18 protein-coding genes are annotated in these 15,921 nt (G+C 64.9%); 2 read left to right on the forward strand and 16 right to left on the reverse strand.

Annotation, left to right across the window (positions count from 1 at the left end; translation table 11 throughout):
* Positions 1 to 21: 21 nt before the first annotated feature.
* Together U1E26_03910 and U1E26_03915 are read right to left on the reverse strand one after the other, a co-directional pair.
* The gene (locus tag U1E26_03910) at positions 22 to 426 is read right to left on the reverse strand and encodes a type II toxin-antitoxin system VapC family toxin (protein MDZ4168786.1); all 405 of its coding nucleotides are present in this window, start codon (positions 424 to 426) and stop codon (positions 22 to 24) included.
* Entirely contained in the window at positions 423 to 734 is a 312-nt protein-coding gene (locus tag U1E26_03915) for a ribbon-helix-helix domain-containing protein (protein ID MDZ4168787.1), read from the reverse strand. Before U1E26_03915 ends, U1E26_03910 begins: the two co-directional genes overlap by 4 nt.
* A 117-nt stretch (positions 735 to 851) precedes the next feature.
* Between U1E26_03915 and U1E26_03920 the strand changes: the two genes are divergently transcribed.
* Complete coding sequence (locus U1E26_03920; GenBank protein MDZ4168788.1) at positions 852 to 1,964, forward strand: hypothetical protein; 1,113 nt, start codon at positions 852 to 854, stop codon at positions 1,962 to 1,964.
* Between the two features lie 11 nt (positions 1,965 to 1,975).
* Here the strand turns inward: U1E26_03920 and U1E26_03925 are convergent, their stop codons facing one another.
* Together U1E26_03925 and U1E26_03930 are read right to left on the reverse strand one after the other, a co-directional pair.
* Positions 1,976 to 3,007, reverse strand: coding sequence for a hypothetical protein (locus U1E26_03925; GenBank protein MDZ4168789.1), 1,032 nt, complete (start codon positions 3,005 to 3,007; stop codon positions 1,976 to 1,978).
* 179 nt (positions 3,008 to 3,186) lie between these two features.
* Positions 3,187 to 3,849, reverse strand: a complete 663-nt coding sequence (locus tag U1E26_03930) for a hypothetical protein (GenBank protein MDZ4168790.1) — start codon at positions 3,847 to 3,849, stop codon at positions 3,187 to 3,189.
* Positions 3,850 to 4,030: 181 nt separating this feature from the next.
* Between U1E26_03930 and U1E26_03935 the strand changes: the two genes are divergently transcribed.
* On the forward strand, positions 4,031 to 5,119 hold the full coding sequence (locus tag U1E26_03935) for a polysaccharide deacetylase family protein (protein MDZ4168791.1): 1,089 nt from the start codon (positions 4,031 to 4,033) through the stop codon (positions 5,117 to 5,119).
* 132 nt (positions 5,120 to 5,251) lie between these two features.
* Here U1E26_03935 and U1E26_03940 read toward each other — a convergent pair whose 3' ends face one another.
* The 12 genes from U1E26_03940 to U1E26_03995 form a co-directional block, all read right to left on the reverse strand.
* Entirely contained in the window at positions 5,252 to 6,265 is a 1,014-nt protein-coding gene (locus tag U1E26_03940; GenBank protein ID MDZ4168792.1) for a hypothetical protein, read from the reverse strand.
* Positions 6,266 to 6,562: 297 nt separating this feature from the next.
* Positions 6,563 to 7,558 carry a hypothetical protein gene (locus tag U1E26_03945; GenBank protein ID MDZ4168793.1) on the reverse strand — a complete coding sequence of 332 codons (996 nt, stop codon included), beginning with the start codon at positions 7,556 to 7,558 and terminating at the stop codon, positions 6,563 to 6,565.
* A 200-nt stretch (positions 7,559 to 7,758) separates the two neighbouring features.
* Positions 7,759 to 8,235, reverse strand: a complete 477-nt coding sequence (locus tag U1E26_03950; protein MDZ4168794.1) for a hypothetical protein — start codon at positions 8,233 to 8,235, stop codon at positions 7,759 to 7,761.
* A gap of 13 nt (positions 8,236 to 8,248) precedes the next feature.
* Complete coding sequence (locus U1E26_03955; protein ID MDZ4168795.1) at positions 8,249 to 8,560, reverse strand: hypothetical protein; 312 nt, start codon at positions 8,558 to 8,560, stop codon at positions 8,249 to 8,251.
* A complete protein-coding gene (gene purQ / locus U1E26_03960; protein ID MDZ4168796.1) occupies positions 8,560 to 9,255 on the reverse strand; it encodes a phosphoribosylformylglycinamidine synthase subunit PurQ in 696 nt (231 codons plus the stop codon). The genes U1E26_03955 and purQ overlap by 1 nt, the downstream gene beginning before the upstream one ends.
* Positions 9,256 to 9,258: 3 nt before the next feature.
* Entirely contained in the window at positions 9,259 to 9,492 is a 234-nt protein-coding gene (gene purS / locus U1E26_03965; protein MDZ4168797.1) for a phosphoribosylformylglycinamidine synthase subunit PurS, read from the reverse strand.
* 27 nt (positions 9,493 to 9,519) lie between these two features.
* Positions 9,520 to 10,005: a hypothetical protein gene (locus tag U1E26_03970; GenBank protein MDZ4168798.1), complete on the reverse strand. Its 486-nt coding sequence runs from the start codon at positions 10,003 to 10,005 to the stop codon at positions 9,520 to 9,522.
* Positions 10,006 to 10,007: 2 nt separating this feature from the next.
* On the reverse strand, positions 10,008 to 10,898 hold the full coding sequence (locus U1E26_03975) for a phosphoribosylaminoimidazolesuccinocarboxamide synthase (protein ID MDZ4168799.1): 891 nt from the start codon (positions 10,896 to 10,898) through the stop codon (positions 10,008 to 10,010).
* A 116-nt stretch (positions 10,899 to 11,014) separates the two neighbouring features.
* A complete protein-coding gene (locus U1E26_03980; protein ID MDZ4168800.1) occupies positions 11,015 to 12,403 on the reverse strand; it encodes an ISLre2 family transposase in 1,389 nt (462 codons plus the stop codon).
* 118 nt (positions 12,404 to 12,521) lie between these two features.
* Positions 12,522 to 14,039 carry a hypothetical protein gene (locus tag U1E26_03985; GenBank protein ID MDZ4168801.1) on the reverse strand — a complete coding sequence of 506 codons (1,518 nt, stop codon included), beginning with the start codon at positions 14,037 to 14,039 and terminating at the stop codon, positions 12,522 to 12,524.
* 41 nt (positions 14,040 to 14,080) lie between these two features.
* Complete coding sequence (locus tag U1E26_03990) at positions 14,081 to 15,100, reverse strand: tetratricopeptide repeat protein (GenBank protein MDZ4168802.1); 1,020 nt, start codon at positions 15,098 to 15,100, stop codon at positions 14,081 to 14,083.
* A gap of 61 nt (positions 15,101 to 15,161) precedes the next feature.
* Positions 15,162 to 15,921, reverse strand: a 760-nt coding sequence (locus U1E26_03995; GenBank protein ID MDZ4168803.1) for a hypothetical protein, incomplete at its 5' end; no start/stop codon positions are given.

The following is a 15,921-nucleotide window of genomic DNA, read 5'->3' on the forward strand; positions in this document are numbered from 1 at the left end:
CACGTGGGCGAGCGGCGTGTGTCACGTGATGATCAGCGCGCCGGGATACGCACCGTGTGCACAGGCGTCCGCGCTCACGAGCGTCGCACCGAGCAGACTCGCGCACGCCGGCGCGAGCGCGTCGTAGAACGAGCAGCCCAGGGCGGCGCACTGGGTGGCGGCCTCGGCGATGACTTGGTCTTCGAGCGGAACGATCGTGATGCCCGACGCTTTCATATCCTCCCACGCCTCGGGAATCGCCCGATGGGTGAATTCGCGCCGCACGACGGACAGCACCTCGTGCACGAAATGCGTCGGCGCAACGAGCAGAATCTCTCCGTCCATTGCCCTGCGATACAGGACACGCGAGGCGTCCGAGCCGGGTTCGTCCATGAACCACTTCACCCCGATGGACGCATCGAGTGCGAAGGCTTCCCGCGAACTCACTCCCGCTCCCCGTCGTGCGCGTACCTGAGCGGGGCGGAGTCGTCCGTCTCTCTGATCTCCCTGAGAATCTCGAGGCTCGGGCGGTCGTCGTTGATCGGATAGCGCAGGTGGAACGTCCGCATGCTTTCGAGCGCGGCGAGTCCCCGGGCCCTGCGCGCATCGCGCTCACGCTCGTCTGCGGTCTTGCCCAGGTACGTCGCGAGCGACTCCTGCACGAGTTCGCTGCGGGGCACGCCGGCAGCATCGGCCTCAGCGTCGAGACGCGCCAGCAACTCGTCGGGCAGCGATATGGTCACACGGGCGGTCACGACGCCTCCTCGTTCGCACGGCAGAACGGTTCATACTCAGGTTCATACTATCAGTATGATTCCCGCACCCTCGCGCCGTCAAACGCTGACGGCATCTGACGAGAGTATGATGCGGGCATGTCCTCCTCACCGCTCATCCATCGCCTTGCACGAATCACCCTCGCGGTGGCGCTCGTGGCCGGCGCACTCGCGACACCCGCGACCGCCAACGCGGCCCCCCGGTTCAACCCGCTCGACATCATCAGCTACGAGGTGTGGCGCGATGTCGACTCGATGTCCGAGGCGCAGATCCAGCGCTTCCTCGCAAGGCAGCCGGGGGTGCTCGACACCTACGTCGCCGCCGACCATCAGGGCGTCCGCAAACGCGCCTCGCGCATCATCTACGAGGCGGCTCAGGCGTGGGACCTCAACCCGAAGGTCATCCTCGCCACGCTCCAGAAGGAGCAGAGTCTGCTCGCGATGCGCTCGCCGGGGTCGAAGCGGCTCAACGAGGCGATGGGGTGCGGCATCTTCCCGGGCAGCACCGAGCGCTTCCCGGGCTTCGGCAATCAGGTGTGGCACGGCACGCGGAAGCTGTCGACCTACGAGACCGACTTCGCCTGGCGTCCGGGGCTGAAGAAGGAAGTCACCGTGCGCGGTGCCGGTGGCGGCCGGCTCGCGACGATAACGCCTCGCAACGCGTGCACGTACGCGCTGTACACCTACACGCCGTTCTACCCCCAGCGCCTGTTCTGGGACGTGTACGTCCGCTACTTCGGCGATCCACGCCGCACGCCACCGACGCGCGCGGTGCACCGCCTGGTCGACGTCGAGTCGGGCGCGTTCTTCTACACGTGGAGCACCACCGAACGCTTCGCTCTCACCACGCGCGACCCCCTGCGCTGGCGCTACGACGGCGTCGCCTTCGCACTCACCCGCTCGGCCTCCGCGAACCGGCTGCCGCTGATGCGACTTCATGACCGTTCGACCGGCGCATGGCGCTACACCGTCGATCCCGCCGAGCGCGATCGCCTTCTGGCTCTCCCCGATGCCACGTGGGAGGCGAGCGGAACCGCCTGCCTTGTTGCCCCGGCAGGCGCCGCCGGCACACGCCCCGTCTACCGGCTTGAGAGCACGTGGAACGGCGGGGTCTTCCTGACGTCCTCGCCCGCGGAGCGCGCCGACCTCACCTCTGGTGAGAACGCCCCCTTCCTCGACCGCGGAACCGCGTTCGGCATCGTCGGCCGCTAGGACCGCTCTGCCTACTCCATCACCGCAAGCCTGACCGGCAGGTCGAGTTTCGGAAGATCGATCGTCCGATCAACCTTCGCCGTCACCGGATCGATCACGAGCAGCCTCGAGTCCCCGAAGCTCGCAACCACAACTCGATCTCCCCACGGCTGTACATCGCACGCCCCGCCCGGGACATCGATTCGGCCGGTCTCCTCAAGCGTCGCGGGATCCGCGAAGATGAGTGCCGTTCCGGTCTGAGCCAGATCCTGGCCCGCCCAATCAGCGAAGACCAGCGTGTCGCCGACCAGCACCATGTCGCCGCATCCGCCGACGAGGTCAACCGATCGCGACGCTTCGACGCTGGCGGTCCGCGCATCGAGGCGGGCCAGCGATCCCTTGCCGTACTCAGGGCTCAGCCACCCGAAGACGTCATCATCTCCAGCGCATTCGATGATCGGAAACACACCCGGGGCGAGAACCTCGGTCGAGGAGAGGGTCTCCGAATCGACCGTGCGCAGCGAGCGGCGGGAGCCATCGAGGTTCGAGCCCGAGGACCAGATGCGCCCTGCCGCGAACACCAGCGGGTTCAGGTTCTCCGGAATCTCGCCGGTCCGAACCACTTCCTCGGAGTCCGTATCGACCACGCATGCGAAAACGCCGTCCTCGACCATCACGCCATGATCCACCACGACACGGCCGGGCGCGACGACCTCCACGCCCAGCGGGCTGGAGGCGGGCAGCTTCACGTAGCGGGGACGAAGGAGACCGCGATCCCCTATGATGCCGAGCCGATCGTCGGACTGCATGCCGCCACGCCCGCACTGAGCCGTAACGAACCGCCCCCGAACCTCGTCGGCGGCGATATCCGACGCCGGCGAGCGCAAAGCCGTCGACCGAATCAGCCGCCCCGTCTCAAGATCGACGACGTGGACCTTCCCCGTCGTGTCCAGCACCGCCGCCACCGCCGCACTGCTGGGCGCTTGCGAACAGCCGCTCGCCGCGAACGACGCTGCACCGAACAGAAGCGCCATACTCATCAACGCTGACCATCCTGACCTCACAACTCGCCCCTCTCGTCGCCCCGACTGGCTCCACGGTCTTTCTCTGCCGACGCCTGACTCCCTTCCCCATGACTCTGCGCGGATTCGTCCCTCCAGGCACTGCCCTGTGAATCGCTTTGTGCTGTCACCCACGAGCGGGGACCGTCAACCACTGTCGGCCGACGGCCCCCGCGATCCTCCTACTCGCTGTAGGCGAATGTGCTCGTGTAGCGGGAGTTCACCAGGTCGGCCGGCTTGACCCAGTAGCCGCCATCGGCGTCCAGGTCAAGGCCGGTGCGAACCTTCCAGCCAGCCCACGGCAGCTTCGAGCAGTACCAGCGCGAGAGGTCCGTCTTCGAGGAGTTGACGTCGTAAGGCTTGCCTCTATGGGTGGCACTCCAGCTCACGACGGATTTCCCGTAGCTCGCTTTGCTCGGCACCCAGATACCGAATGCGTAGTCGTAGTTGCGGAAGCTTGCGGGTGTCTCAAGTTGCACCTGGCTGACCGGCGTCTTGTTCGCCGACCACACACACTTCGAGTAGTCCGAGCTGTGGAGCGCGTCGTTGAATATGCCGGCGTGTCCGACCAGGAACCCGCCCGGGAACGCGCACACGATGTCGCCAGTGTCGAACCGAGCGAACGATAGGTGGTTGTGCCCGTCGCCGATGCCACCCGCATCGGTCGGGGTCGTGTCGTCGCTCGGAAGAACGGGTGTGGGCAGGTCCCACTTCTTGGGGACAGAGCCATCGCGGTCCAGGCGCTTGTGGGCACGCGGTGCCGCGCCCGCCGTGATCGGCGCGGCTGCGGTGAGAAGCATGAGCGCGGCAAGAACCGCCGCGAGACGAGCTGTACTTTGGCGCATCGGGTACGCCCCCTCTCGATCGTTGGACAATCGTGCCGACCGCGCGTGGCCGAGACAGACCGTACGACGAGAGTGCCACCGGATTCGTACCGATTTCTTACCTTCGCGCAGTGCTCTGGACGCGGCCGACTTGCCGAGCGCACTATGTGAACACGAGGAATGATCGAAGCTGGGGGACGCCATGGGTCGGTATCACGGATTCGCGCGCACGTGGAGGAGCATCACACTGCTGACGGCGGCGTGTCTTCTCGCGTTGGCCAGCGGCACTGCGGCCTTCGCCGACACCACCCCGACCGCGCCTCCGCCCAGCAGCGAGACAACGACCCCGACGGTACCTCCGTCGTCTGATGTCACTCCGCCCGCACCCGGTCCGCGTCCGATCGCCCGCTCGGTCACCGCACCCATCGTCGCGCGCAACTACCGCGCGTTCCCCGTGAGCTGCATCGTCTCGGCGACCACACCCGCGACCGTGACCGTCGAGTACCGGCGCATCATCCGAGGCAAGGCCAGCGCCTGGCGACCACTCGCCCAACGGGTGCTCGCGTCGCCGATGGCGTCGAAGCGCGTCGCGGTGTCCGTCCGCCTGCGCACGCGCGGCCTGTACCAGGTACGCATGAGTGTCTCGGCGAGCGGCTGCCCCGGTCCGACTCACACGTCGTCTCGCCGCGTCCGCTCGGTCGGCAGTAAGGTCGTGGCTCTCACGTTCGACGACGGGCCGTCGGGCCGCACCACACCCCTGGTACTCGCCGCGCTGCGAAGCGCGGACGCGCCCGCGACGTTCTTCCTCACGGGCCGCCTTGCAGCGGCAGCTCCCGGCACCACACGCCGGATTCACGCCGAAGGCCACCTGCTCGCGAGTCACTCGCTTGCCCACCGCATCCTGACGCAGCTTGGAGGCGGCGCACTCGCATCAGACCTCGCCTCGGGCAAGCGCATCGTCGAGAGCATCAGCGGCCAGAAGGTCACGTGGCTCCGCCCGCCGTACGGCTCGACTTCACCGCGCGTGGCGGACGCGATTCGGTCTGCCGGGATGCGCCAGGTTCTGTGGACCGTCGACCCCCAAGATTGGCGAGGAGGCTCGGCTGGCAGCATCGCCGGCCACGTGCTCAGCCACACGCGTGACGGTTCGATCGTGCTCATGCACGACTCGGGCGGCCAAGTCGCTACGACGGGACGTGCCGTGCCGATCATCCTCAGCGGGCTGAAGCGCCGCGGCTACGACTGCGTGAACCTCGACGAGCTTGCAGCGCTGGGGTATCGCATCCGCTGAGGCTGGCCCGCGACTACGCGCGCCCTGCGATTGGTGCCGTGAGTGGCGTTAACCATGAAATTCCTTCACGCGCTGACGGTTTTTCATGGTAGATCATGGCTCAGGTACCCGGTGAACCGACGAGTCCGCCCCTCACGGCGTCCGGAAGTAGTCCTTCAGGCCCACAACGTACCAGTTCACACCGTCGGGACTCGTCACATAGACGTGGTAGACTTTGTAGCCTTTCGCATCAGCGGCGGCCCCTTCTGACAGCTTGAAGACGATGCGCCGGAACTTGTAGTTCTCGAACAACTGAGTGGTGCCCTGCGGGCCGTCGACACGGTAGCCACTCCCGTAATAGGAGATGCCACTCGGCTCCGCGCGCTCGCGGGTCTCGCTCCAGCGCTCGATGACCTCGAACGACCCCTGCTCCCCCTCGGTTCCAAAGCCGCCAGTGCCTGTCACCGAGAGCAAGAACTCGCTAGCTTCCTCATCCACGGCCTGCATGAGGAGCGCATCATCCTCAAGCATCTTGGCATCCCACTCTGAGTTCCATTCCGCGAAGTGCACCAGCTTGTTGGCAGGATGCCAGAGCCGGACCAGTTCCAGGTTGAAATCGTTGTACGTCGGCTCGTCTCCCGCCCTCGCCTGCTCGATGGCGCTCTGCCCCGCCCGCGTGAGCCGGATCTCGATCTCCTCAAGCGACACGCCGGGCGGAGGCGGCTTGAGAGCCAGCTCGGCGATGCGGGTTTCGAAGCGCTCTGTTCGCGCGCGGTCGTACAAGATGGGCCCCGCGAGAACCGCCAAGGCGAGGACCAAGATGAACACGAGCGCCGCAGCGGCGCGGAAGGTCGCCATGCGTTGCTTGTTGCTCGCGCGATCGAGAACGGCAATCAGGGTGCCCACGGCAGCGACCGCCACCGCGAGCAGGCATGAGCCGAACAACGCCATCCCAGCGTAGAGGCCGACCCACGCGTCACCGGAGGACCACAGGAACATGAGAACCGCCGTGCCCACCGTGGCGGAAACCGCGGCCCCGAGCCCGAGCCAAAGCGTCGCCTTCTCCGTGCCGCGATGCAGCAACCACGGGATGAACGCCACCCCCACTGCTTGTGCCGCATAGAACAAGACGATCAGCGCAAGTTCCGACGATTCCTGTCCGCTCAACGATCCCCCTACCCCCGCGGATACACCACCTTAAGAGGATACGCGACCACGGCCCCGATCGGCGGTCTTTGACCTTCTGGCCCGCATGGAGGCTGCAGACCCCTGGGTCCCTACTCGACCCTGACGACGTACCACTGTCTGCCGTCGGGGCTACCGAGATGCACTTTCAGCACCTTCGAATACAGCGGTTTCGCATTCTGACTCAACTCGTATTCGATGCGCTGGGACTGATATCCCTCCAGCAGAGAGACGACCCCCGGTGTGCCCCGCGAGCGCGACGGGCCTACGGGCCGTCGGTCATGGTGTCCGAATGTGCCGCGCGGCGCCAACGACGTGCCAGCTCAGGCCGTCTGGGCTGGCCAGGTAGACGTGGCAGACCAAGTAACCATCCGAATCGGCTGCGGTTCCTTCTGACACCTTGAAGATGATGCGCTTGAATCGATGGTTCTCGAACAGAAGCGTTGTGCCTTCTGGACCGACGATGCGAAAACCTTTGAACCGCAGACCGGCTCGCTCCGCCCTTTCTCGATCTTCGTCCGTTCGTTCGATAACCGTGAACGTCGCATCCGCGCCGATCCCCTCAAACCCATGATATAGGCCGGCCAAGCGATCTCGAGCTGCCTCGTCTGCCGCCTCCAATACGAGTGCGTCATCCTCAAGCATCTCGGGCAGCTCCCATCTCGAAGGCTCAGCCCTGAGATGCGCGAACTTGGCCGCCGGGTGCCACAGCTTGACGAGCTCACGGTCGAACGCGGTGTGACGCACAGAGCCACCCTCTGACTCCTGCTCAATGGTCGTCCGCCCGGCCCGAAGGAGTCGGCTCTCGATTTCCTCGAGCGGAACGCCGCGCTCCGACGCGCTCAAGGCCATATCGGTGATGCGCGCCTCGAAGCGCTCCTCTCTCGATGCCTGCTGACGCATCGGCGCGACGCCCACCGTCAAGGCGAGAACCACTATCAGCGCGAGCATGGCCGCCGGACGCAGCGTCGCCATGCGCCCTTCGCTTCTCGCGATGCGGACTGTCGCAATCAGAACGCCCGCCGAGGCGACAATCATCGCGACCCAGAACGAGCCCCACATGAGGAGGTATCCCGGCAGTGCCGACCATGATTCCCCCGTCACCAGCATGAATGCCCCGGACACCGCTGAAACGGAGAGCGCGATACCGACTGCACGCCAAGTCAACGCCGTCCCGGTGTCACGGGCGAGCCACCACGGCAAGAACGCCACAACCACGGTGGTCGCAACGTAGGCCGCTCCCCATAGCAATCCCAGTGATCCGTCGCCACTCACCTGTGAAATCCCCTCCCACTGCGTCTCCGGACACACCGCTCAAACACGTGCCAGGCGCTCGTCGGACTACTCATTCCGGCCAGCGCCACGCAACCCCCCAGTCTAGGGCGAGCTCCCGACCACGTGCCACAGCGCGCCGCCAGCGCTCACAACGTACACGACCGTCATGAGTTCAGCGGTCTCGGCGCTGCCGTACTTGGTCAGAACGGTCTGAGTATCTCGCCGTAGATGAGACTACCGACGATGCCGACCACGACCACCACGGCAACAGCACGAATGGCCTTTTCGCGTCGTGCGCTCCGTGAAGCGAGTACCGCCCCTGCTGCCTGAGACTCGCCGCCGTCAGGGGGGTGATCGCGGTCTGTGGTCGCTCCGACGCGGAACCTCGATCGTCTCAGCACAAGGAGCAACCGTTCGACGATGCGATCAACGAGCATCCCGATGCCAAGAATGCCAATGGGCACCGTCACGAGCCCGAAGATCAGGATGCCGTAGAAAAGGATGGCCCAACTATTCTCCGCGGCGGGGAAGGGGTTCTGGCTTACGAGCACTACTACGATGAGCTCCAGGACAACCCCGACTGCGCTCAACACGTACCAGAAACGAGCCGACTTCCGGCCATGCATGAGGATCGCCGGGAGCAATACAGGAACCAACAAGAGCAACACTACTTCCACGCGACCCCCTCTCCTACCCCCGCGGATACACCACCTTGAGCAGGTACGCGATGCCACCCGCGAGCGCGAACGGCATCAGCACCACGGGAACGGCGCTCACGAGCGAGACGCCCTGAAGAAGCTGTACCGCCACCAGCGTCAGCAGAAAGACCCCCTCGCCCACGGCGAACGCCACGAGCGCCCCCCGCCCAACCGCTTCGTCGCGGCCGCGGCGGATGCGGCGCACGACATCGAAGACCACGAACAGTCCGAGGCCGACCGTCAGCAGCAGCACCGCCGTGGCGAAGAGCCACACCGGCCCGCCAAGCTCGACGTCGCCGTGCACTAGCCGGCCACCTCAGCGAGGGTGCGCACGATCGTGGTGAAGAACGGCTGGCCGTCGGTACCTCCGGCCGTCGGGTCGACGACGCGCTCGGGGTGCGGCATGAGGCCGAAGACGTTGCCGCGCTCGTTGCAGATTCCCGCGATGTCGTCGAGTGCGCCATTCGGCGCGGAGCCGCCCTCGGCGCTCGAACCGTCCGCCTCGCAGTAGCGAAGCACAACCTGGCCGTTGCCATTGAGCCGCTCGAGCGTCTCGGCGTCGCAGGTGAAGTTGCCTTCGTTGTGGTTGATCGGCACCTCAAGCACGGTGCCTTCCGGCAGCTCGAGCCAGTCGCACGAGCCGTCCACGCGCAGCGGCACCGTGCGGCAGATGAACTTCAGGCCGCGGTTGCGCAGCAGCGCGCCGGGCAACAGGTGCGCCTCGGTCAGTATCTGGAAGCCGTTGCAGATGCCCAGCACCGGCCCGCCCTTCTCGGCGAACCGAACGACCTCGTTCATGACCGGACTGAACCGGGCAACCGCCCCACAGCGGATGTAGTCGCCGTAGCTGAAGCCGCCGGGCAGCACGACCGCGTCGAAGCCGGCAAGCGACGTGTCGCCATGCCACACATACTCGGCCTCAAGGCCCAGATACCGGCACGCGCCCACGACGTCTTGGTCGCAGTTCGAACCCGGGAAGATGACCACGCCGAACCGCATGCGCTACTCCTCGACCGTCTCGATACGGAAGTCTTCGATGACCGGGTTGGCCAGCAGCTTCTCGCACATCTCGGTGACCGCGGCCAGGTCGACCTCGCCGCCGAGCCGGATGTACTTGCCGATCTGCACCGACTCGACACCCTGATAGCCGATCTGAGCGAGCGCCCGCTCGGCGGTCGCACCCGGCGGGTCGAAGATGCCGGACTTGTAGGTCACGAAGATCTCGTAGCGCGCCATGCGGTGGCTCCCCTTCTTAACGCGCGGTCAGGACTCGGTGGAATCGCCGGATTCGGTTTCGCCGCTGGCCTTGGCCTCAGGCTTCTCGGCCTCAGGCTTCTCGGCCTTCGGCAGCTTGCCGCCGGACGCCGCCCACTCTTTGCGCAGCGGACGCATCTTGCTCCAGTCGACGAAGATCGCGGCGAAGATCATCGCGTAGCCCGCGCCCAGCACCCAGTTGCCAACGGAGCGTTGGGCATCATCCTGCCACAGCCACCATGCGAGCGTGGAAAGCACGATCGCGGAACCCAGCAGCACCCACCAGATCGTGCGCCAGCGCTTGTACTCGGGAGTGGGCGGATGGATCGAGACGCGCGGCCCGCGGCTAGCTGCAGGCTTCGCCTTGCTGGCGCTCCCCGAGGTCCCTGACGAGATCGCGCGCTTGGGCTTGGCCGACGCGGCCGACTTGCGGGTCTTGCCTGCGGGCGCGGTGTGCTTCCCGTAGCGCTCGTTCAACGGATTCCTACGTGCCAAGGCTATGCAGCCCCTTCCGGCTGGAATGTGCGACCCGTGATGAGCTCATAGGCTTGGATGTACTTCGCGCTGGTCGCCTCGATGACCTCGGCAGGCAACGACGGCGTGGGCGGCTGCTTGTCCCAGCCGGTGCCCTCGAGCCAGTCGCGGACGTACTGCTTGTCGAAGCTCGACTGGCCACGGCCCGGCTCATAGCTGTCGGCGGGCCAGAAGCGGCTGGAGTCGGGCGTAAGGACCTCGTCGATGAGAGTGAGAGTGCCGTTCACGTCGCCGAACTCGAACTTGGTGTCGGCGATGATGATGCCCCGCGACGCGGCGTGATCGCGCGCCTTGGAGTAGATCGCGATCGAAGCGTCGCGCAGAGCTGCTGCCGTATCCTCGCCGACGATCTCGACCATGACCTCATAGCTGATGTTCTCGTCGTGATCGCCGATCTCGGCTTTCGTCGAGGGCGTGAACAGCGGCTCCTCGAGCTTGCTGGAATCGACGAGCCCCGCCGGCAATGGAATCCCGCAGACCGTTCCCTGCTTCGCGTACTCCTTCAGGCCCGAGCCGGCCAGGTAGCCGCGCACGATGCACTCGACCGGCCAGACCTTCGCCTTTTTCACGAGCATGAAGCGGCCGCGCAGGTACTCGGCGTGCGGCGCGAACTCCGCGGGTAGGTCGGCCACATCGGCCGACAGCAGGTGGTTGTCGACCACGTCGCCCAACAGATCGAACCAGAACAGCGAGAGCTTGGTCAGCACCTCGCCCTTGAACGGAATCGGCTCGGGCAGCACGAAGTCGAAGGCGCTGATGCGGTCGGATGCGACGAGCAGAAGCTTGTCGCCGAGGTCGAACAGGTCGCGAACTTTCCCCTGAGAGTCGGGGGTGAGCGTCGAGAAGTCGGTCACGGCGAGACTCCCTCACGATTCAAGGCCGAATGTACGCCGTCATTGTAGGGGAAACGACGCTTCGCGGGGCGCGCTTCAACCTTGATCGAGCGCGTAAGGATTTGGGGGGTCTACTCTCAGTTCAAGGGATTGAACATCGCGAGGAGCTGCTGACGCGTCGAGAACGGCATCAGATGCCCGGCTGGTGGTGCGTATCCCTTTCCGTCCGAGATTACCATCTCGTAGCCGAATCCGTAGCGCTGCTTGTCGAGGATCGCGGATCGCCTCTTGCGGTCCTTCTCCCTGAACGCGACCTCTCTCACGGGAACGGGAAGCCTGTCTCCTGAGGCCAGCGCCGCCCTGATGCGAGCCATGTCACTCGCACCCTCTCTCGACCACGCGCCGCCCCACACCTTCATCCGGGCGGCGTAGAGATGTGCGTTGGTCCCCTCCATCGTCCCCATGCTCGGCGCGTCGACCTCTATCGAGGCACGGTTGTTCCGGATGTAGGTCGCGAGCGCGCCCGCCTTCTTCTCGTCTGAGACCCCGCGCGCGACCCGGGAGTCGATCTCGGACAAAAGCCCGTCGATGTCGCCTGTATGGAGCAGCTCGAAGAGTAGGGCGGCCTGACCGGGCTCGGGAAAGGCCGTCTTGATCGCGCGGTTGACGTGCCAGGGGTCGAGCTTGTGGACGACTTGCGGTCCGTGGAGGTGGTCGGCGAGCGAACCGCACCAGCCGGCGCCATCGCTTCCGGTGTAGCAGCGCTTGAGTGAGGTGAGTGAGTAGTGGCCGGCCAGATGCGCCACGCCCTCCTCCCAGAAGCGCTTCGGGCCGCCCACGAGGGCGTGGTGGACGACCCCGACGCGCTCACCTGCGCTCTTGCCCTCATAGGCACAGAGCGCCTTGACCTCGACGCCGCGTCCTCGGGCTCGCTGCAGGGCGATCCAGATCCCGTCGGCCTCGACACGCAGCTCCTCGCTCGCCCGCGATGCGCTTGGTACCAGTCCCTCGTCGAACAGCTCCCGGCGGCGCGCTTCCGCCTCGATCTCGAGCAGGTCGCCCGTCTCGCGCAGCACCCCCATCGTCGTCATCGCAGACACGCTGTCCGGACAGTGCCGAAACAGCACGCGGGCGGAACGCTCGTAGGGGATCTCGGAGCCGAAGAGGGCAAGTGCTTCATACGCACCCGGAGACAGACGTTTCCTCGGGCGCAGTGCCACTATCTCGTCGAGGTAGGTGCGCCGGTCCCCGAACTCGTCGACGTAGACGCGGCGGGTGAAGTTCACCTCACCGAACTCCGTGAGGATCGATCGGGGCCGGGCATCCTTCACGCGCCAGCCCTCGGGCCTGCTCAGAAACAGTCGTTCGTCGAAGATCTCGAGAGCCTCAGACATCGCGTCGGCCAACGTCTTGAGCACGTCTTCGTGTGCGCTGGTCTCGGCCCGCGCGAAGTCCTCGAAGAGAGTGAGTCGCTCCAAGCAGCACTCCACCAGGGCCGACATCAGCACAGCGGTATCATCTTGCATGCGGGTTTCCTTTCTTCTCTGGGTCTTAGACACACCAAGAGTAGAAGGAAACCCGTTCTATTCCTCAAGACGGTCCGGGGCTCCCGCCCCCCGAAACCTTACGCGCTCTCCATGGCGCCTACTGCTCGCTGGTAGCGTCGGTCTCGGCAGAAGACCCGCGCTTGAATCGCTTGAGGAATCCACGTGCATCGACCTCGTCGATCTCCATTCTGACCGCGAGGACCGTCAACCCTTCGTCCTCGGTGCACAACAGCCTCGAGCGCTGTGCGACCGAGAGAATCACGGCTTCGCCGTGCTCGATCTCGTACTTGTCGACGAGCGCCTGGGCATCGGGTTCGGAGTGCTCCCACACTTCGAACAGGTCCACGGACTCCTGCGGAAGCGCCGCCGCCTCCATGAGTTCGCGCTGATCGGCGGTGGTGATCCACTTGACACGGCGAACCTCGGTCAACTGATCCTGCTCACCAAGCTCGAACATCTCGACCACGAAGTCGGCGGTGGCATAGAACCGGCGCTTCCTGAACAGCAAGAGGAAGGGCAGCAGCAGCAGGGGCACCAGACACCACAAGAGTCTGGAAGGCGGGCCCACGAAGGGCACCTCCGCAACCTGCTCGGGCCATCCCCACACCTGCACGCGGCCGTTCGAGGTATCGGTGACGAAGATGCGGTTCTTTGAGCCGACAGCAACCGCAGTCGGGTAGTTCAACTGACCCTCGAGCAGCCCCTGCTCACCGAAGTTGATGAGCTGCTTGCCATCGACGGACCAGATAGTCGCATCGTGAGCGAGCGTATCAACCGAGACGATACGTGGTGTAGACGACGCGTCATCGCCGGAAAGCGGCTGAAGCGGCGCTACGCCCCGCGGGAGCCCCTGGGTGACGATAATGCGCTTGAAGTCGCCCTTGAGGTCGAATACCTGAATCCGACGGTTGTTGCTGTCCGCGATGAAGAGTTCGTCTTTGAAAACCATCATCCCGTTGGGGAACTGGAATACGTTCGGCGCCTTGTCCGGCTGCAGCACGATAGCCGCGGTCCCGACGCTCCGCTTGAACTTACCATCAGGTGAGAAGATGAGGAGCCGGTGGCCGTTAAGTAGCTCGGTGACGTAGAACGTCCCGTCCTCGCCGAACTCGAGTGCAAGCGGCACCCACTGGACGCCGTTGGTCTCAAACTTCGGCAGTTGGTCCTTGGGCAGCTTCGGGTCGAACTCGCCGAGATACTTGCCTTCAGTGGTGTACATGTGCACGGCACGCTTGCGACGATCCGACACGTAGAGATTGCCATTTTTCGGATTTCGCGCGATGTAGAGCGGCGTCACAGTCTCAGAACCACCAATCGAGCGCTGCCACACGCCGCGCTCGTTGAAGACCTGAACCTGGCTCGCGTTCGCATCGGGCACGTATACGAGCCCGTCCGATACCAAGATGCCCGTGGGGCGAACGAGCCGATCATTCTCGCGACCATTGAACGCGTACAGGAACTCGGGGATCGGCGTGTCGGCCTGCTCGACAAGGCCCGTCAGGTCGAACGACAGCTTCTGGGTGGATCGGTAGTACGAGTAGTAGCCCGCCAGCGCGGCAAGAAGTAGCGCCAGGATGATAAGGACGATAAGTAGTCTTCTCTGCTTCTTGGTCACAGGTGCTCCTTGATGTCATCCAGAACCGGACGAGGGACCAGCTACTCGGTCTTCTTGGGCTTCTCCGCCTCGAGGCGCTTGATGGCCGCCTTGGCCTTCGCGTTCGACGTGTCCAGCTTCAGTGCCTCTTTGTAGGTGACGAGCGCCTCTTCTTGCTTGCCGAGCCTCTCGAGCACCTGACCATGAAGGACGGCGATGGCGGCGCTTTCAGGGTCGATTCTGCGAGCGATCTTGACCGAAGTCAGCGCTTCCGCTGGGTCCGTTCCACGTTGGTCGTTCACCTTGGCAACCCACGCTTCAGCGGTTCCGAGCTTCTTGAGCAGCTCCTGGGGTTCAGGCGCCTCAGGGGCCACATCGATGGCCTTTCGGATATGCTCCGACGCCTTCAGGTAGTTCTTCTCGCGCAGATAATACTCGCCGGCCTGGTAGTTGGCCTGGCTGAAGTTGGGGTCGAACGCCAGCGAGTACTCGACGTTCTTTATCGCGGAAGCGCTGTCGCCGAGCCCGTCGAAGGCCCGCGCCAGCAGCAGGTACGTATCTGAAGCGTCCCTGCGAATGCGCAGAGCCTCCTTGAAGTACCCGACTGACTGCTCGTAGTCCTTGTCGTCGAGCGCCATCTTGCCGAGGTTGTAGAGCGCAAGCTCGCGCTTCGCATCGGTGTTCCGCGTAGCCGCGGCATCGGTCAGCGTGACCACCTGCTTGAAGTACTTGATCGCCTCGGTCTTCTCGTTGTTGATCATGGCCACCAGACCAAGATCGAGGTAGGCGCCGGGGTGTTTCTCGTCGATCTTGATAGCGGCGTTGAGCTGCTCAATCGCCTTCTGGTACTGGCCAGCAGCTGCATAGGCCTCTCCCAGACGGACGCGATTGGGCGCGTTGTTGGGCTGGGCCCTGACGATCTTCTCGTACGCCGCAACGACCCGCAGTGCGGGCGTCGACTGGATTGCGGCCTGCCGGTCCAGGTAGATGTTGTAGGCGAACACAGCCACCACGCCGATCACCGCCGCGGCGAGGGTCGCCACGGCTACCCGCAGGATGGTCGTGAGTCTCTGGGAAGTCATGTTGGAAAAGCCCTCCTTGTCAGATGACGCGCGTCTGACGCGCGACCGTGGCGTTGAGCAGCTAGATGTTCAGATCGGTGTGGCACCGAAGACAAAGCTCGCGTCCGCTGTACGGAGCGATCGGTTCGTTGGTCACAGCATCGCGCGCACCGTGACACGCCTCGCACAAGCGAAGGTCATGCCCCTGCCGCGCCGCGGCCTCCTGCGCCGCCGGTGAGCTTCCGTAGCTGACGTGGCACTCGAAGCAGCCGTATGCTGCCCCCTTCGACTTCTCCACATCGAAATGTACTGCGTGTTCGGCAAAGGACTTGTGCTTGATGCCCGTGGCCGGGACCTGCTTCATCTCATCGTGGCACGGCACGCAGTTCTCGCGCGTCAGCGTAGAGCGTTGGACACTGGAGTGGTGGCACTCCTGACAGGAACTGCGGTCCTGATGGCAGACTTCGCAATCATCCCTGGGCACTCCGGGGGGCGGGGTGTGGTTCTCGATCCATCCCACGGGGTGCGGCATGACGGTCTTGTGGCAGCGTTTACAGCTGGCGTCGTCGTGGCACGAGCCGCAGGCACCCTTACCGTCGAGGTAGGGCGAACCGTGGTCCTTGAGCCACTTGGCTTGTCTGTGGTCGTCGGGGATGATCTGGTAGCCGGGGGCGTTGGGGCTCACGGGCTTGCCGCGGTGACACCCCACGCAGAAGTCCGAGGGGTGGCACATGGCACAGTAGGCCGGGTCGGCGTCGGCGCGCTTGGCGTGGGTCTTCTTGATGAAGCCCATCGTATGGTTGGCCGGCATCAGGTCGAACTCCTTGGGGTGACACGCCTCG

The sequence above is a fragment of the Coriobacteriia bacterium genome (genome assembly GCA_034370385.1).
Taxonomy (GTDB): domain Bacteria; phylum Actinomycetota; class Coriobacteriia; order Anaerosomatales; family PHET01; genus JAXMKZ01.

Coding starts and splice junctions, on each gene's coding strand:
- U1E26_03990 (MDZ4168802.1), bottom strand. CDS start 15,100: ATGACTTCCCAGAGACTCACGACCATCCTGCGGGTAGCCGTGGCGACC.
- U1E26_03935 (MDZ4168791.1), top strand. CDS start 4,031: ATGGGTCGGTATCACGGATTCGCGCGCACGTGGAGGAGCATCACACTG.
- U1E26_03930 (MDZ4168790.1), bottom strand. CDS start 3,849: ATGCGCCAAAGTACAGCTCGTCTCGCGGCGGTTCTTGCCGCGCTCATG.
- U1E26_03980 (MDZ4168800.1), bottom strand. CDS start 12,403: ATGCAAGATGATACCGCTGTGCTGATGTCGGCCCTGGTGGAGTGCTGC.
- purS (MDZ4168797.1), bottom strand. CDS start 9,492: ATGGCGCGCTACGAGATCTTCGTGACCTACAAGTCCGGCATCTTCGAC.
- purQ (MDZ4168796.1), bottom strand. CDS start 9,255: ATGCGGTTCGGCGTGGTCATCTTCCCGGGTTCGAACTGCGACCAAGAC.
- U1E26_03920 (MDZ4168788.1), top strand. CDS start 852: ATGTCCTCCTCACCGCTCATCCATCGCCTTGCACGAATCACCCTCGCG.